The organism is Mycobacterium sp. E2699 (assembly GCF_001666745.1).
Taxonomy (GTDB): domain Bacteria; phylum Actinomycetota; class Actinomycetes; order Mycobacteriales; family Mycobacteriaceae; genus Mycobacterium.
In genome coordinates, this window is record NZ_LZJH01000077.1 from 1 (window position 1) to 17,160 (window position 17,160).

Here is a 17,160-nt window from a genome sequence, read left to right on the forward strand (position 1 = left end):
CTGCGCGCGCTGCCGGATGGCCTGACCTACGGCGTGCTGCGCTACCTGAACGGCGAGACCGACCTGGACGGCTCCGACCCGGCGATCGGGTTCAACTATCTGGGACGGCTGGGCGCCGGAGCGGCCGAGGTGTCCGGTGATATCTGGGAGATCCGCCAGGACGGCTGGTCGGTGACCGGTGTCGCCGCGGCGATCCCGATGCCGTTGATGCACACCGTCGAGCTCAACGCGGGCACCCTGGACACCAGCGCAGGCCCGCGCCTGCGGGCTGGGTGGACGTGGGCGCCCTCGGCCCTGGATCACGCGCAGGTCTCCCGGCTGAGCCGATTGTGGTTTGACGCGCTGGCCGGCATCTGCGCGCATGTGCGCGGCGGCGGGGGCGGGCTGACGCCGTCGGACCTCCTGCCCGCTCGCCTGAGCCAGCCGGAGATCGACGAGCTGCAGCGGCGGTACCCCATCGCCGACGTCCTGCCGCTGACCCCCTTGCAGCAGGGCCTGTTGTTCCATGCCAGCACCGCCCGCGGCGGCGACGATGTCTACGCGGTGCAGCTCGATGTCACGTTGAGCGGCCGGCTCGATCAGGATCGCCTGCGCGAGGCGGTACACACCGTGGTGACCCGCCATCCCAACCTGGCGGCCAGGTTCAGCGCACGCTTCGACCAGCCGGTGCAGATCATCCCGGCCGATCCGGTGGTGCCCTGGCGGTATGTCGACCTCACCGGCGCCGGCCCGGACCTCGACGAGCGGATCCAGCAGGTGTGCGCCGCCGAACGCGCCGCCGTTTACGACCTGGCCGACCATCCGGCCCTGCGGGTCGCCCTGATCCGCACCGGAGAGGATCAGCACCGGTTCGTGCTGACGAACCACCACATCGTGCTCGACGGGTGGTCGTTGTCGATCCTGCTGGGTGAACTGTTTGCCAGCTATTACGGGCAGCGACTGCCCGCGGCGGGCTCTTACCGCCGGTTCGTGACCTGGCTGGCCGACCGCGACCTCGATGCCGCCCGCGCGGCCTGGCGCGAGGTGCTGGACGGTTTCGACACGCCCACGTTGGTCGGCCCACCGGATTGGTTCGGGCTCGGGCGGCGAGGCGTCGCCTCGTTCCGCGTACCCGAACAGACCACGCGGGCCATCGGCGAGCTCGCGCGCTCGCGGCACACCACCGTCAGCACCGTCCTGCAGGCCGCCTGGGCCCAGCTGCTGACCTGGCTGACCGGCCAGCGCGAAGTCGCCTTCGGCACCGTGGTGTCGGGCCGGCCGGCCGAGGTGCCCGGCGCCGACTCGATGGTCGGCCTGTTCATCAACACGGTGCCGGTGCGCGCCCGCATCACCGCGCCCACCACTGCCACCGACCTGCTCGATCAGCTGCAAAGCGCCCACAACCGGACGCTCGATCACCAGCACCTGGCGCTCAGCGAGATCCACCGCGTCGCCGGCCATGGACGACTCTTCGACACCGTTTTCGTGTATGAGAACTACCCAACCGACGCTGCGGCGTTGTCGGGCGCCGACGGGTTGAGTGTCACCGAGCTCACCAACCGCGACTACTACCACTACCCGCTCGCGATCCAGGCCGTCCCGGGCCGCGAATTGGAATTCCACCTCCAATTCCGGGCGGATGTGTTCGACGCGGCCGACGTCGAGGCGCTGATCGAGCGGTTCACCCAGGCGCTGGTGGCGATGACCACCGATCCGACGCGACCGTTGTCGTCTCCCGATGGTCACCAAACGGGCAAGCATGCCGGCCTGGGCGGGCCGAGCGACCAGATGCCGCCGCCCAAGCCCGCACCGACAACGGTGTCGGCAACCCCACCCCATCCCAACGGCGGCGATCACCATGCCGCCGCCAGCCCGGTCGAACAGATCGTCACCGGCGTCTACACGCGGGTCCTCGGTGTGGAGCGCGTCGGAGTCGACGAGTCGTTTTTCGACCTCGGCGGGGACTCGCTGGCCGCCATGCGGGCCATTGTCGGGATCAACACAGCCCTGGGCACCAACCTCGCGGTGGCCGCCCTCTTCGAGGCGCCCTCCGTCAGTCGCTTGAGCCAGTGGCTGGGTGGACAGGCCTGCTCGGAAGCGGAAGTGCCCCTCGTGAGTCCGGCCGGCGAGTCTTAGGAAGACCCGGGCTGCCGCAACTCCGAAGTGGAGGTGCCGGGGCGGCTACCAAATACCAGGCATCAGGCGATAGCGCACCTTCTGCGTGTACTCGCGGTATCCGTCCAGCTCCTTCCGGAGCAGCTCCTCCTCGTCGTGGATGCGCGAGGCGAGCACGATCAGCCCGGGCACGACGAAGACCAGTCCCCAGTACGAGCCGAGCGCCAGGGGGATGCCGAGCATCATGATTAAGTTGCCGGTGTACATGGGATGGCGCACGAGCCCGTACAGTCCGGTGGAGACGACGTTTTGCCCCGCCTGCACCCGGACGGTTGCGGCGGCATAGCTGTTCTGAATGACGACTGCCCCCACCACGCCCAGCCCGATGGCGACCAGCACGTCACCGACCAGGCAGGCTGCCGCGGGCACCGGCGACCAGCCGTAGCGGTGGTCGAGGACGCTGAACACCACCATCGCCGCCAACGACAGGTACAGGCCGGCGATGACGACCTTCTGCGCCATCCGAGTCTCGGCCGCCGGCCCCCCGCGCATTCGCGCCTGCAGCGCAACAGGATTCGTTCGTGCCAGGTAGACGACGGGGATCCACGCCGAAAGGCCGACCACCACCAGAAAGACCCACGCCTGCCAGTAATCGAACGTGCCTGCCGGAAGAAACAACATCGAGCCGAACACGACAAACTCGACCAGACCGAAGACCACCATCTTGGGAACGGTTTTCACCGATCCTCCTAAGTCCGTCCCGTACCGCAGGCTGTCGGCGCGGCATCGCTGCGGGCAGCGACGACAGATGCGCCGGACTGAAACTACCGCCCCATTCCGAAGGATGTGTACGAATCCGACGGCGAGCTTGTGCTGCGCTCAGCGAGCGTGATGTGCGCCGTTGGTGCGTCGACGAAGGACGTTGCGCGTCGGCGATCAGCGGCCGGATTTCGTCGCCCGGGCACCGGCGACATCCGGCGGGTAGGCGGCTCTACAGAAAGGGAGCGAAAACGGCCAACGGCGGTACCGCGGGCGGGCATCCCTGCGGCCTCCCGTGACATGAACTGCCCCGCAGCAGGCCCTCGATGGCCGCCAGCACCTGGCGACCGACCGACATTTGGTACTCGCGCAGGTACTGCTCCCGGCGCGGGTCGTCCTCCGCCAAGTGGTGGGTGAGCGGATGCTGCGTTTCCCAAACCGCATCCTGTGCCGCCTCGCCCACGGCTATCAGAAAGTCGTCCTCCTGCATGTCCCCCCGATCAAGTCTCAATGACAGATTGAGTGCCCTTCGCCCGCTCACGCGTAAGACAAGTCACCGCCCGCAATTTTCCCGCAAGCCGAGTTTGAGCAATTGTTGTGGTTCCTATTTTACTCATTAAGCGTCCGCTGAGCAGAATATCCGCGCTGCATGGCAAGCAAACTTCAGGCAGGCCATCAGGCATCCCGGCCAACGAGTCGCCGTGCCGAGGCGGCAAATTAGACCGCTGCACAACAAAGCATTTGGTCCCAAGCCCGCGATCGACGGGTCGAGGTGCCCACGCCGCCGCCAGAGGTTGGCAAATACGATTGGCAGCTATCCAACCGACTCGTAAATGCAAATTATGGTTTTCAGTTTGTCGCCGGCCCGCGGGCCGGCCGACGAAGGCGATTCAGCCTCACAACTCCGAGCGGCAGATGACGGTAGTAGGCCACAAAGCAGCTCGTGAAATTGCCCGCCGGCCGATTTTCTCGACGCCGGCGACGCCGACGCGATTGCGGCGCGACGTCCGCCTGAGGCGGTCGGCCGCGAGAGGACGGCCCGCCCGCCGCGAGCCGCGCGAGGCGACCAGCAACGCTCGGGGGCGCGCCCCGGTACCCGCCTGCGGTACCGATGGAGCCGGCTTAGTTTGAGCGAGCCAGCCCGGCACGGTCCGCGTCGCGATCACCCGGGCGCAGCTCGGCGACAGCAAAATCGCCCGATCGTCGAATGGTCGCAAGCGGCGAGGCGCGATCCTGAGCCGCGATGCGCCAAGGTCGTATACGCAGGTCGGGCAAATATACCCAAAGTTGGGAATATCGAACGCAATCGTGATTTAGGATGGATTGCCTTGTACTCAGAGGAATGACGTTATGTATCCCGAATGCGACGGACGTGGCAGCAGCGCTGCGGCAGTGCCCAATCGAGGGCGTCTACGAAATTCCGCGAAACGTTGTAGGGCACGTGTCGAACACGATACGTTTTCACTTTGGCTGGTGGATCGTGACCGCGGTGTGGGAGGGCACGACGCCGAGATAGCCTTCGGAGGACACCAATGTCGTATGTGATCGCGGCGCCGGAAGTGTTGGTCGCCGCGGCGGCAGAGGCGGCAGGGATCGGCTCGTCGATCAGCGCGGCTAATTCGGTGGCGGCAGCCCGGACCACCCAGATCGTGGCCGCCGCTCAGGACGAGGTGTCGGCAGCGATCTCGGCGCTGTTTTCCAACTACGCGCAGCAGTTCCATGCCCTGACCACTCGGGCGGCGTCCTTTCATGCCCAGTTCGTGCAGGCCCTGACCGGGTCGGGGGGCGCGTACGCGGGTGCGGAGGCGGTCAATGTCGCGCCGTTGCAGGCGGCGCAAGGCTTGGTCGCGGCGGAAACGCCCGCGGCCATATTCCCCTACCAGTTCTCATTGCAGACGATCCTCGACAACATCAATTTGGTCGGCACCACCTTCCTGAGCACCCCCCTGGTCGGCAACGGCGCCAACGGGACAGCCGCCAGCCCCAATGGCAAGCCCGGCGGCATCTTGTTCGGCAACGGCGGCAACGGCTGGAACTCCAATGTCCCCGGGCAAGCCGGTGGCAGCGGTGGTAATGCCGGATTGGTGGGCAACGGTGGAAATGGCGGGAGCGGTGGGGCCGGCGCGAGTGGAGGGAATGGCGGGAACGCGACCCTCCTCGGTAACGGTGGTCTAGGCGGGATCGGTGGCGCCGGCCTGGCCGGGCTCTTCGGCGGCAACGGCGGGAACGGTGGAAACGGCGGGGCCGGCGGTTTCCTCGAGGGTATGGGCGCGGCCGGTGGGGCTGGCGGGGCGGCGTCGAGTTCCGCCGGCAACGGCGGTAACGGTGGTAACGGCGGCGGCGCGGGCTGGTTCAACCTCGGCGGCCCAACCGAGTTCAAGGCACACCCCGGGATCGGCGGTAACGGCGGTAGCAGCACCGCCGGCACCGGCGGCAACGGCGGCGTGGGCGGTTCCGGAATCTATCTCGGCGGCACCGGCGGCAACGGCGGCGACGGCGTCATCGGCGGTAACGGCGGTAACGGCGGCTCGGTGTTCAACAACGACTTGGGAGGTTTCGCCGCCATCACCGGCGGTACCGGCGGTAACGGAGGAGCCGGCACCACCGGCGTCGGCGGGAACGCGGGCAACGGCGGGAACGCGTTTTTGGGTGGCTACAACTTCCTCCGGCCCTTCTATGTCGAAGCCGCGCAGAGCAATAACGCCCTCAACAACATCCTGGCGTCCGTTCTCACGAACTACCTGAACGGCGGCACGGTCACCGGCGGGGCCCCCGGACTCCCCGGGGTCGGGTTGGGCGGCGTCGGCGCCCCGGGCACGACGGGCCTCGCCATCAACATGATGACCGGCACCGGCGCCCCCTCGAATATCGGCCTGAACCTCGGCTCCATGGGCCCCAGCGGCGTCGACCCGCTCGTCGGAAACAACCTGACGGACGTGGGAATCGTCATCAACGACGTCAAAGCGGCACTTGGCCAGCCCTTCATCCAACTGACGGGCGGCTTGATCGGCAACGGCGCCAACGGGACGCCGTCGCACCCCGACGGTTATAACGGCGGATGGCTGCTCGGCAACGGTGGAAACGGGGTTGACGGCGGCCGCGGCGGCAACGCCGGTCTGATCGGTAACGGGGGCAACGGCAGCGCCGGTGCGGCCGGCCAGGCCGGCGGCAACGGTGGAAGCGCGCTGCTGCTCGGTAACGGCGGGGCCGGCGGTGCCGGGGGGTCCAGTGGGCTTCTTGCCGGCGGGGCCGGCGGGAACGGCGGTAACGGCGGGTTCTTCGCCGGCAACGGCGGCCCCGGCGGCATCGGCGGCAACGCGACCGGTCTCCTGGGCGACGGCGGGGCCGGCGGGAATGGCGGCAGCGTCGGCTTTTTCGGGACCCCGGGCAACGGGGGTGCGGGTGGCACCAGCGCGACCTTCACCGGCGGGGGCGGCGGCAACGGCGGGAATGGCGTCGCGGTTGGCGGTACCGGCGGGCACGGTGGAGACGGGTTCCTGGGCGGCGGGGCCGGCGGGAACGGCGGGGGCGTACTGGCCGACGGATTCGGGACTTCCATCGTCGGCGGGAACGGCGGTGACGGCGGTAACGGCACGGGCCCCGCGTCCACCGGCGGTGCGGGCGGCAACGGTGGCGACGCCGTCATGGGTAACTACCCCTTCACCACGGCAGGCGACCGCACCTGGTTCCTCAACGCGCCCGCGAGCCTGAACGCCACCGGCGGTAACGGGGGAGTCGGTGGTACCGGTGCTTTGGTTGCCGGCCACGGCGGCAACGGCGGCGCTGCCTTCGACTACGCCGGGGGAACAGCCACCGGCGGGAACGGCGGAGCCGGCGGTGCCTCAGGGTTGCTCGGCCTCGGCGGAAACGGGGGCACCGGCGGTGCCGCGTACAACTACGGAACCGGTTCGGCCGTCGGGGGACAGGGCGGAAACGGCGGTACCGGTCTTGCCGGGACGGCCGGCACGGCCCTCAGCCCGGACGGCACGGCCGGCGGTAGCGGCGGTGCGGGCGGCAACGGCGGTAATGCCACCGGCGCCACGGCCATCAACGGCTCGGGTGGTCAGGGTGGTCAGGGCGGTGCCGGGGGTGCCGGGTATGACCCGTCGACCGACCCGCACGCGCTGGCCGGGGCCGTCGCCGGTAACGGCGGCGCCGGCGGTGTCGGAGGCGCCGGCGGGGCGGTCGGCACGGGCGGCACGGGCGGCACGGGCGGCAACGGCGGCACCGGCGGTGTCGGTGGTGCCGGGGGCACCGGTCTGACGGGGGCCGACGGCGGCAACGGCGGGAACGGCGGCCTCGGCGGAGCCGCGGGCAGCGGCTCGATCATCAGCGCGGCCGGCACCGCCGGCACCGGCGGGACCGGCGGCGCCGGTGGCGGCGGCGGCGCCGGTATAGCCGGGGGAAATGACGGCTCGGGTGGTTCCGGCGGAACGGGTGGTCAGGGCGGTGCCGGTGCGGCGGTGAGCAACGCCGGGAGCACCGCGGGCATCGGCGGGAACGGCGGCGCCGGCGGCGTCGGCGGCAACGCGGGCAGCGGTGTCGGCGCTCCCGGTCATGCGGGCAGTGGCGGTAACGGGGGCGCCGGTGGCCAGGGCGGGGCAGCCAACAATGCCACTGCGGTGAACGGCGTCGGTGGAACCGGCGGGCAGGGTGGGGCCGGGGGAACCGGCAGCACCGGCACGGCAACCCTGGCCGGTGGTGCCGGAGGTACCGGCGGTAACGGCGGCACCGGTGGCTCGGCGGGGGCCGGCATCGGCACCGTGGGCAACGGCGGTACCGGCGGCCAGGGTGGTCAAGGTGGCGCGGCCGGGGCTTCCGGTGGGGCCGGCATCGGTACCGGCGGCACGGGTGGCACGGGCGGCACCGGCGGCGTCGGCGGTCCCGGTGCTGCGGGCACGTCGGGCGCCAGTCCCACCGCGGGCACCCAGGGCGGTCAGGGCGGTGGCGGCGGTGCCGGCGGTCGCGGCGGTGCGGGCATCGGCGGGGTCGGCGGGGGCCAGGGCGGAACCGGCGGCATCGGCGGAGCCGGTGGTGCCGGCGGCAACGGCGGCAGCAACACCGGCAGCGGCAATGGGGCGACCGGCGGGAACGGCGGCACCGGGGGCGCCGCGGGTGCCGCCGGCGTCGGAACCGACGGCGGCGCGAACGGCGGCATCGGCACCGGCGGTCAGGGCGGCGCCGGCGGCACCGGCGGAAACGGGGGCACGGGTGCCAACGGCACGTCAAGCGCCAGTCCCACCGGCGGCAGCCAGGGCGGTCAGGGCGGTGCCGGCGGTACCGGTGGTACCGGTGGTGCCGGTATCGGCGGGGTCGGCGGCGGCCAGGGCGGAACCGGCGGTGGCGGCGGCACCGGCGGGTCCGGTGGTACCGGCGGCGCCAACACCGGCACCGGCAATGGCGCCATCGGGGGCCAAGGTGGCACCGGCGGCACCGCGGGGACCGGTGGCGTCGGGGGCACCGGCGGCGGTACCGGCGGCACTGGAGGCGTTGCCGGCACGGGCGGAACGGGCGGGACCGGCGGTGGCGGCATCGGCACCGGCAGCGGCGGCCAAGGCGGTACCGGCGGCACGGCCGGTATCGCGGGCGTCGGCGGCGCCGGTGGCAGCGGCAACGGCAACGGCGGTACCGGTGGCGGTGGTGGCGTCGGCGGCAACGGCGGCACCGGCGGCACCGGCGGTGGCCTCCTCGGGTCGGGCGGCAAAGGCGGGTCGGGTGCGATCGGCGGCACGGGCGGCAGCGGTGGCAACGCCAACGGCACCGGCACCGGCGGCACGGGCGGCACCGGTGGTTTCGGCGGCAACGGTGGCACGGGCGGCGGCGGTAACCTCGGTTTGGTTCCCGGCCTCCCCGGCACCAACGGCGGCGGCGGCAATACGGGCAGCGCCCCCACCGGTGCCACCGGCGGGACCGGCCGCGCCGGCGGCACCGCGGGCGCCGGGGGCGCCGGCGGCTGACGGATTCGCCAGGCGGTCGGACAACAGCGGTCCCTCCGCTCAGCACCCGGCGGATCACCTCCGCGACGGCAGAGGCCGCGCGACTCGTAGGCTGAGCTCCGATGAGGGCACCGATCGAGACGTCACCGCTGGCCTGGCTGGACGAGGTGGAGAAGCAGCGCCGCGAGGCCGGGCTGCGCCGCTCGCTGCGGCCGCGCCCGGCCGTCGCCACCGAGCTCGACCTGGCGTCCAACGACTACCTCGGGCTGTCCCAGCACCCCGACGTGATCGAGGGCGGGGTCGCGGCGCTCCGCATCTGGGGCGCGGGGGCCACCGGTTCGCGCCTGGTCACGGGCGACACCGAACTGCATCAGCAATTCGAGGCCGAGCTCGCCGAGTTCGTCGGTGCGGCCTCCGGCCTGCTGTTCTCGTCGGGCTATACCGCGAACCTGGGCGCCGTCGTCGGCCTCTCGGGCCCCGGTTCGCTGCTGGTGTCCGACGCCCTGTCGCACGCGTCGCTCGTTGACGCCTGCCGGCTGTCGCGCGCCCGCGTGGTCGTGGCGCCGCACCGCGACGTCGACGCCGTGGACGCGGCGCTGGGTTCCCGCGACGAGGAGCGCGCCGTCGTCGTCACCGACTCGGTGTTCAGCGCCGACGGCTCCCTGGCCCCGGTCCGCGAACTGCACGCGGTGTGCCGCCGCCACCGCGCGCTGCTCATCGTCGACGAGGCGCACGGCCTCGGCGTGCGCGGCGGCGGCCGCGGGCTGCTGCACGAACTCGGTCTGGCTGGCGCGCCCGACATCGTGATGACCACGACGCTGTCCAAGGCGCTCGGCAGCCAGGGCGGGGTGGTGCTCGGGCCGGCGCAGGTGCGCGCACACCTGATCGACGCGGCCCGGCCGTTCATCTTCGACACCGGCCTCGCCCCGGCGGCGGTGGGCGCCGCGCGGGCCGCCCTGCGCGTTTTGCAGGCCGAGCCGTGGCGCCCGGGGGCGGTCCTGCAGCATGCGCGCCTCCTGGCCAAGACGTGCGACGTGCCCGACGAGCCGCGGTCGGCGGTGGTGTCGGTGATCCTCGGCGATCCGGAGGTGGCGCTGGTCGCGGCGACCGCGTGCCTGGACGCCGGGGTGCGGGTCGGCTGCTTCCGGCCGCCGACCGTGCCCGCCGGAACGTCGCGGCTGCGCCTGTCGGCGCGCGCGTCGCTGGACGACACCGACCTCGAGCTGGCGCGCCGCGTGCTGACGGACGTGCTCACGGGACTTGTTTAGGGCGCGCCGTTGACCGTCCTGGTCGTCACCGGTACCGGCACGGGGGTCGGCAAGACGGTCGTCACCGCGGCGCTGGCGTGCCACGCCCGCCAGGCCGGCATCGACGTCGCGGTCTGCAAACCCGTCCAGACCGGCACCGACTGCGGCGACGACGACCTGGCCGAGGTGGCCCGGCTGTCCGGGGTCACCGAGCTCGCCGGGCTCGCCCGCTACCCGCAACCGCTGGCGCCGGCGGCCGCGGCCGGGCAGGCGGGCATGGCGCTGCCCACGCGCGAGGATCTGGAGCGCCTCATCCGTGAACTCGACCGGCCGGGGCGGCTGACGTTGGTGGAGGGCGCCGGCGGGTTGCTGGTCGAGCTCGCCGACGGGGGCGTCACGCTGCGCGACCTCGCCGCCGCGCTGGGCGCGGACGCGCTGGTCGCCGTCACCGCGGAACTGGGCACTCTCAACCACACCGCGCTGACACTGGAAGCGCTTGCCGCGCAACGAGTTTCATGCGCAGGGTTGGTGATCGGCAGCTGGCCGCCCCGGCCCGGGCTGGTGGAGGAATCGAACCGCGCCGCGCTGGCCGAGCTGGCGCCCGTCCGGGCGGTGCTGCCGGCCGGTGCCGGAGCGCTGGGCGCCACCGACTTCGCCCCGATGAGCGTCGCAGCGTTCGACCGCGGCTGGGTGAGCGCGCTGGTGCGCTGATGGTCCATTCGATCGAGCTGGTCTTCGACCCCGACACCGAGGCGGCGATCCGCCGTATCTGGGCCGACCTCGCCGGCGCCGGCATCCCCAGCCAGGCGCCCGCCAGCCGGCCGCACGTGACGCTTGCCGTCGCCGAACGCATCGACCCCGACGTGGATGCGCTACTGGGCCCGGTCAGCGGGCGCCTGCCGCTGACGGCCACGATCGGGGCCCCGGTGCTCTTCGGGCGGGCAACCGTCGTGTTCGCGCGGCTCGTGGTGCCGACGACCGAGCTGTTGGCGCTGCACGCCGAGGTGCACCGGTTGTGCGGTGCGCATCTGTTGCCCAAGCCGATGTCCAACAGCCTGCCCGGCCAGTGGACCGCCCACGTCACGCTGGCCCGCCGCGTCGGCGGCGCCCAACTCGGGCGGGCGCTGCGCATCGCGGGGCGCCCGACGCAGGTCGACGGCCGCTTCGCCGGCCTGCGGCGCTGGGACGGCAACAACAAGGCCGAACACCCGATCGACTAGCCGCCGAACAACAGATACAGGCCGGTGAAGGTGTAGCCCACCATCACCAGCATCATGGTGAGCTGCCCGGTGAGCTGATGCCCCGCCGGTAGCAGCCGCAGCGCCCTGTCGTGGGCCGCGATCACCGCCAGGATGTGCCCGGTGACCACGCACGCCACCTTGATGCCGGCGAGCACCGGGGGGTGGCTGGACAGCACGTAGGCGACGTGAAAGTGCGCCAGCCCCAACGGGTTCCAGCCGCGGCCCAACGGGTCGGCCAGGGCGGCCACCGCCTGCTGCCCACGCTCGACGAGGTAGCTCAAATAGTGGGCGAAGATGTAGCCCACCACGATCGGGATCAGCGAGTGCGCCATCTCGCCGGGCAGGGCGCGGCGCCGCTCGCGGTCGACGCCGCCGGTGGCGCGGGCGGCCAGCGAAAACGTCAGCGCCACAACGAAAATGAACACCACCAGGCCAACCGTTCGCAACACCGACGAGGATAGCGTCGGCGGCATGCGGAAGCCGCGCGAAATCCCGTCGGCGAACCCGCGCCACGTCGCTGACGACGAGAAGCTGTCGAAGGCCGTCGACCCGAGCAGCACCGCCAACAGCACGACCACACCCGGGCGCACCGGCAGCGACGGCAGGTGGTCGAGCGGGTTGCCCACGACGATCCGCCCGGTGTCCGGGTTGCGGCGAAACGGGCACAGCCGCGACACCGCCATGCTGTACACGCCGAACGGGTCGGCTCGCGCCAGCCAGCGCTGCCCGCACAGCCACGCGCCGCCCAGCATGAGCACTGCGTAAACCAGCAGCCACGCCTTGACCATCGGCAGTGACGCCGAATTCGGGCTGGCCAGCTCCGCCCACACGAACGCGAACAGCCCCGCCGCGGCGGGCCGGTATCCCCAGCCCTCGGGGCACGGCCGCCGTCCGCCTCCCGGCAGGACACGGTGCAGCAGCCGATACACCGTGCGCATCGGCGAGATCACCCGCCAGACCGGCCCGAATGCCAGCGACAGCGCCACCAACCCGACCCACAGCAGCACGTAGAACGCCCCGAGCAGCCCGTTGGACTCCGCTTGCGGCCCCCACACCCCGGCCGCCACGGCCCACACCGTGAACGCCAGCGCCAGCAGGGCGGCCGTCCACCGGGTCGCCGGCGCATCGACAACCGCGGTCAGCGCTTCCGGCAGCGGACGGCCGGGCTTGCCGGGGTCGAACCGCGGGCGCCGCCAGGCGAACGCGACCAGCGCGAAGGTGAACGTCAACGCCCACGCCGCGCCGACCATCGCGTACAGGTACGGCACCGGAAGGTCGCCCGACCCGCCCAGACCGTGCGCGAGCACCACCGCCGCGCCGCGGTCGCTCACGGCTGCACTTGGATGGTCGCGATCGTGCGGTCCAGGTGATGCAGCTCCACCTCGACGTTACCGGGCACGTCGACGCTGAACTGGAAGGTTTGGTTGGGCGCGGCCGCGACCGCGAACTTGTGGTCGGGCGTCGAGTGCACGTGCAGCTCGTCGGTCGCGTCGCTGCTGACCCGCAGGGTGATCTGCTGGTGCACCTTGGCCAGCAGGGTGGCGTTGGTCGGGGTGACCTGCCCCTTGGCGATGGTGATGTCGACGACCGGGCCGGCGCCGGCGGGCTGGTTTTGCGAGCCGCCGCAGGCGACCAGCGCCGACGTCAGCGCCGCCACCCAGACGAGGGCGCTCCGAACCGTCATCGAATCAGGCCGCCCTGGGCGCGCCGGGCAGGGGCTGCTTCTCCTCGACCGGCTCGGGCGCCTGCTCGGCGTTGTTGAGGCGACCGGCGCCCCACGCCAGGGCCGAGATCACCATCAGCGTCAGGATCAGGACCACGATCCCGCCGGCGGTGAACAACCAGGTTGGCGCGCCCTGGTCGCGTTCGCGCTGCAGGATCGTGACCTCCAGCACGAACGGCCGCGTGCTCGACGCCAGCGCGGGAACCTCGGGCGCCGGGATGGCGTCGTCCGCCGGTTCCCAGATGGGGACGGCCGTCATCGTGCGGCCGTCCTGGACCCGCAGCAGCGTCTTCCATTCCCCCCACACCGGGACCGGCTGGGTGGACCGGTAGTGCCCCGGTCCCACCTTGGCGAGCCGGTCGATCATCAGGCCCCGGTTGTTCTGCATCCGGCCCTGCCAGGACAGGATGGTCAGCCAGTCCGGGTGGTCGCTGACGAACGGCGGATTCAGCTGCACGTCGGCCGAGACCATGCGCTGCCCGGGCGGGCTGGGCAGGTCCGTCAAGTTGACGGTGGCGGTGTTCTGCCGCGGCACGAGGATGTGCAGCCCGTTGGCCACCGCGCCGCCGATCACCAACACGGTCAGCGCGACCGCCGCGATGCCGACCTTGCGGCCGGGCAGGCGCTGCCCCGTCAGCACCAGGCCGAACAGCCCCCCGCAGACGCCGGTCAGCACCGCCACCGGCACCGCCATCGCCAGCGCCTCGCCCCACATGCTGGTCGGCCACGGGTAGTGGTACACCGCTCCGATCCACAACGATTCCAGCCACAGCCCGACGGTCCCGACGGCGAGGCCGGAAACGGCGCCAAAGGCGATGGGGCGCTTGAACAATGGGGTCAGCGCCACCAGTTCGACGACCAGCGCGGGGCCCAGGTACAGCGGGAACCAGTTGATCGGCGCGCCCAAGATGGGGCCTACCAGCAACGAGACAGCGCCGCGTAGCGCGATGGCGAACAGCGCCGCGATGATCGCGGCTCCGCGTCCCATCGTGTAGCGGGCGGCGACGGCCGCCAGCGCGGCCGCCGCGGCGATCAACATCGGCTGGAACACCAGGCGGAATTGCGGTACGCCGAAGTCGAATTCGATCTGATAGACCGACAGGCCGATGAACAAGCCGCCGAACGACAGGTAGCGCAGGAACGTGATGAAGACGCCGTGGTACACCTCCCCGGCCTCGTGAGCCTCGCCCTCGCGCTCCAGCATCAGCACCGCGAACAGGGAGAAGCACGCGCCGCCGATCATCATCAGATGCGTTGGGCCCCAAAGGGTCACGTCTTGGCCGAAGATGCGGTGCCAGATGTCGTCGAGCGGGAACCCGATCATCGCGTACAGCCCGCAACCGGCCATCAGCACGCCGCCGACCGGGGCGTGCCAGTCACGTGTGATCCGCACCGCCGCCGGGCCCGGCTTGTCGAACGGCAGCACCACCGCCAGCATGCCCCCGACGAAGATCCCGAACAGCCCGATGATGATGAAGTAGTGCGCCGGATTCGCCAGGGGGCCGGGGTCGCGGCCGTTGCCGATGTGCCAGCTGACGTCCCAGATGAACCCGAACAGCGCGCAGATGATCGACGTGGTGAACACCAGCACCGGCAGGGCCACCCAGTTCGGGCGGTGGAACTTCTCGCCCATCTTGTCCGCGATCCGGGTCAGCCACTCGATGCGATGGGTGCGATGGGCGTGCCCGACCCACAGCATGACCGCGGCGATCACCACCGCGGCGACCGACAGCCCGATCACCTGGTTCAAACCCGCGCCGCGCGCCGGTGCCTCGGCAACAACAGTCAGATCCGCCGATTTCATCGTCAAACCCTCCCAACACGCCTGACCGAAGGTGGTGTGAGCAAACTCGCAGCAACCGGAATGCCCCGATCGCGGGCCCGTCAATCACCCTTTTGGTCGGCGTCGGCACGTCCCTCGGCGGGTTTGCCACCGGTGCGCCGGTCTTTGAGCGCGACATACAGGATGACGGCGACGACGAGGATCGCGGGCAGGAACGCCGGGATGGCCAGCAGCAGCATGTGGTGGCCGAGGTATTCGACGTGCGGGGCGGTCTGCCAAACGGTCATTCTGCAGGGATACCCCGCAGCCCCCATGTTGCGCGGCCGTTACCCTACTTTGAACACCGATTGATTCAGGCTGCCGGATTCGGCAGGCGCGGCTGCGCGCGCACGGACACGAAGGCAGGGGAGTACCTGGTGACTCGAGCGGCAACTCGGCCGGCGACCGGCGCCGACGACGCGAACAACGACATTCTCGCGGTGGCGCGGGATCAGGTGCTCGAGCGCGGCGAGGGACTGAGCCGGGACCAGGTGCTCGAGGTGCTGCGGCTGCCCGACGACCGGCTCGACGACCTGCTGGCCGTGGCCCACGAGGTGCGGATGCGCTGGTGCGGGCCGGAGGTCGAGGTCGAGGGCATCATCAGCCTGAAGACGGGCGGCTGCCCGGAGGACTGCCACTTCTGCTCGCAGTCGGGGCTGTTCGCCTCGCCGGTGCGCAGCGCGCGGCTGGACATCCCCAGCCTCGTCGAGGCGGCCAAGCAGACCGCCAAGTCCGGCGCCACCGAGTTCTGCATCGTGGCCGCGGTGCGCGGGCCCGACGAACGGTTGATGGCGCAGGTCGCGGCCGGCATCGAGGCCATCCGCGACGAGGTGGAGATCAACATCGCCTGCTCGCTGGGGATGCTGACCGCCGAACAGGTGCAGCAGCTCGCGGCGATGGGCGTGCACCGTTACAACCACAACTTGGAGACCGCCCGCTCGTTCTTCCCCAACGTCGTGACCACCCACACCTGGGAGGAGCGCTGGCAGACGCTGTCGATGGTGCGCGACGCGGGCATGGAGGTGTGCTGCGGCGGCATCCTCGGCATGGGTGAAACCCTGGAGCAGCGCGCGGAATTCGCCGCCGACCTGGCCGAACTCGGGCCCGACGAGGTGCCGCTGAACTTCCTCAACCCGCGGCCGGGCACCCCGTTCGGCGACCTGGAGGTCATGCCGGTCGCCGAGGCGCTGAAGTCCGTCGCCGCCTTCCGGCTGGCGCTCCCGCGCACCATGCTGCGCTTCGCCGGGGGCCGTGAGATCACCCTGGGCGACCTCGGCGCCAAGCAGGGCATCCTGGGCGGCATCAACGCCGTGATCGTCGGGAACTACCTGACCACGCTCGGCCGGCCCGCCGAGGCGGACCTGGAGCTGCTCGACGACCTGCAGATGCCGATCAAGGCGCTCAATGCCAGTTTGTAAAGCCACCTTGTAAGACACTGGAGCCGTGGTTCGGGATCTGGGCGCTCCGGTGAGCGCCGGCGTCTACAACGTCTACACCGGGGAATTGGGGGGCACCGCCATGCCGACGGCCGCCCAGCTGGGCCTCGAGCCGCCGCGGTTCTGCGCCGAGTGCGGGCGCCGGATGGTGGTCCAGGTCCGTCCCGACGGCTGGCGGGCGCGGTGTTCGCGGCACGGCCAGGTCGACTCGGCCGACCTGGAGGCGCGGCGATGACCGAGCAGGCGGCGCCCGGGGCGTTCGAGCCGACGGGCGTTTCCCGCACGGCGCGGACGCGCGCGGTCGTCACAGCGGCGCTGGGACTGACGGCGACCGGCGTGGTGATCGGCGCGCTGTGGGCCTGGATCGCCCCGCCGATCCACGCGGTGGTGGCGATCACCCGCGCGGGCGAGCGGGTGCACGACTACCTGGGCAGCGAATCCCAGCACTTCTTCGACGCGCCGTGCCTGCTGCTGGGGCTGTTGACGGTCCTGGCGGTGGTGGGGACGGTGCTGGTGTGGCAGTGGCGCCGGCATCGGGGGGCGGCGATGGTCCTCGGGCTGTCGCTCGGCATGGTGGCCTCCGCCGCCGTCGCCGCCGCGACGGGCGTCGTGCTGGTTCGGCTGGGCTACGGCGCGCTGAATTTCGATGCCGTCCCGCTGTCCGGCAGCCCCGCGGTCGCCTACGTCACCCAGGCGCCGCCCGTGTTCTTCGCGCGGACGCCGCTGCAGGTCGCGCTGACCCTGGCGTGGCCCGCCGGCGTCGCCGGCCTGGTGTACGCCCTGCTCGCCGCCGCGGACGCCCGCGACGACCTGGGCGGGCTGCCGGTCATCGCGCGGCCGGCTTCCGCGCTCCCGCTGGAGCCGGAGGCCCCGGAGGCGGCCGTCTCGTAGCGACTCTGGTG

General features: G+C 71.5%; 14 protein-coding genes. 8 read left to right on the forward strand and 6 right to left on the reverse strand.

The features are described from left to right. Positions 1-2,115 (forward strand): condensation domain-containing protein (locus tag A5696_RS11940; RefSeq protein ID WP_231964302.1); only part of this gene is annotated, 2,115 nt, incomplete at its 5' end. Between the two features lie 45 nt (positions 2,116-2,160). Here the strand turns inward: A5696_RS11940 and A5696_RS11945 are convergent. Together A5696_RS11945 and A5696_RS11950 are read right to left on the reverse strand one after the other, a co-directional pair. Further along, complete coding sequence (locus tag A5696_RS11945) at positions 2,161-2,817, reverse strand: isoprenylcysteine carboxylmethyltransferase family protein (protein ID WP_156738371.1); 657 nt, start codon at positions 2,815-2,817, stop codon at positions 2,161-2,163. A gap of 268 nt (positions 2,818-3,085) precedes the next feature. After that, positions 3,086-3,364, reverse strand: a complete 279-nt coding sequence (locus tag A5696_RS11950) for a hypothetical protein (RefSeq protein ID WP_156738358.1) — start codon at positions 3,362-3,364, stop codon at positions 3,086-3,088. Between the two features lie 1,021 nt (positions 3,365-4,385). Here A5696_RS11950 and A5696_RS11955 point away from each other — a divergent pair. The 4 genes from A5696_RS11955 to A5696_RS11970 all read left to right on the forward strand — a co-directional run bounded on the left by A5696_RS11955 (position 4,386) and on the right by A5696_RS11970 (position 11,256). After that, positions 4,386-8,810: a PE family protein gene (locus tag A5696_RS11955; protein ID WP_067878331.1), complete on the forward strand. Its 4,425-nt coding sequence runs from the start codon at positions 4,386-4,388 to the stop codon at positions 8,808-8,810. Positions 8,811-8,911: 101 nt separating this feature from the next. After that, positions 8,912-10,057, forward strand: coding sequence for an 8-amino-7-oxononanoate synthase (locus A5696_RS11960; RefSeq protein WP_067878334.1), 1,146 nt, complete (start codon positions 8,912-8,914; stop codon positions 10,055-10,057). Positions 10,058-10,066: 9 nt separating this feature from the next. Then, a complete protein-coding gene (bioD, locus tag A5696_RS11965; RefSeq protein ID WP_067878336.1) occupies positions 10,067-10,747 on the forward strand; it encodes a dethiobiotin synthase in 681 nt (226 codons plus the stop codon). After that, entirely contained in the window at positions 10,747-11,256 is a 510-nt protein-coding gene (locus A5696_RS11970; protein ID WP_067878339.1) for a 2'-5' RNA ligase family protein, read from the forward strand. Before bioD ends, A5696_RS11970 begins: the two co-directional genes overlap by 1 nt. Here the strand turns inward: A5696_RS11970 and A5696_RS11975 are convergent. The 4 genes from A5696_RS11975 to A5696_RS11990 form a co-directional block, all read right to left on the reverse strand. Then, on the reverse strand, positions 11,253-12,608 hold the full coding sequence (locus A5696_RS11975; RefSeq protein WP_067878343.1) for a hypothetical protein: 1,356 nt from the start codon (positions 12,606-12,608) through the stop codon (positions 11,253-11,255). The genes A5696_RS11970 and A5696_RS11975 overlap by 4 nt on opposite strands. Continuing rightward, the gene (locus tag A5696_RS11980; protein ID WP_067878345.1) at positions 12,605-12,961 is read right to left on the reverse strand and encodes a hypothetical protein; all 357 of its coding nucleotides are present in this window, start codon (positions 12,959-12,961) and stop codon (positions 12,605-12,607) included. The genes A5696_RS11975 and A5696_RS11980 overlap by 4 nt, the downstream gene beginning before the upstream one ends. Before the next feature lie 4 nt (positions 12,962-12,965). After that, positions 12,966-14,804, reverse strand: a complete 1,839-nt coding sequence (locus tag A5696_RS11985) for a hypothetical protein (RefSeq protein WP_067878347.1) — start codon at positions 14,802-14,804, stop codon at positions 12,966-12,968. Positions 14,805-14,884: 80 nt separating this feature from the next. Further along, complete coding sequence (locus tag A5696_RS11990; RefSeq protein ID WP_067878352.1) at positions 14,885-15,070, reverse strand: hypothetical protein; 186 nt, start codon at positions 15,068-15,070, stop codon at positions 14,885-14,887. A gap of 129 nt (positions 15,071-15,199) precedes the next feature. Between A5696_RS11990 and bioB the strand changes: the two genes are divergently transcribed. From bioB to A5696_RS12005, 3 genes are read left to right on the forward strand one after another with little or no spacing between them, the layout of a single operon-like run. Next, positions 15,200-16,240 (forward strand): biotin synthase BioB, encoded by a 1,041-nt coding sequence (gene bioB / locus A5696_RS11995; protein WP_067879132.1) that lies wholly within the window; start codon positions 15,200-15,202, stop codon positions 16,238-16,240. Positions 16,241-16,265: 25 nt separating this feature from the next. Further along, positions 16,266-16,493 carry a hypothetical protein gene (locus A5696_RS12000; RefSeq protein WP_067878355.1) on the forward strand — a complete coding sequence of 76 codons (228 nt, stop codon included), beginning with the start codon at positions 16,266-16,268 and terminating at the stop codon, positions 16,491-16,493. Then, positions 16,490-17,149, forward strand: a complete 660-nt coding sequence (locus A5696_RS12005; protein WP_067878359.1) for a DUF2567 domain-containing protein — start codon at positions 16,490-16,492, stop codon at positions 17,147-17,149. The genes A5696_RS12000 and A5696_RS12005 overlap by 4 nt, the downstream gene beginning before the upstream one ends. Positions 17,150-17,160: the final 11 nt, after the last annotated feature.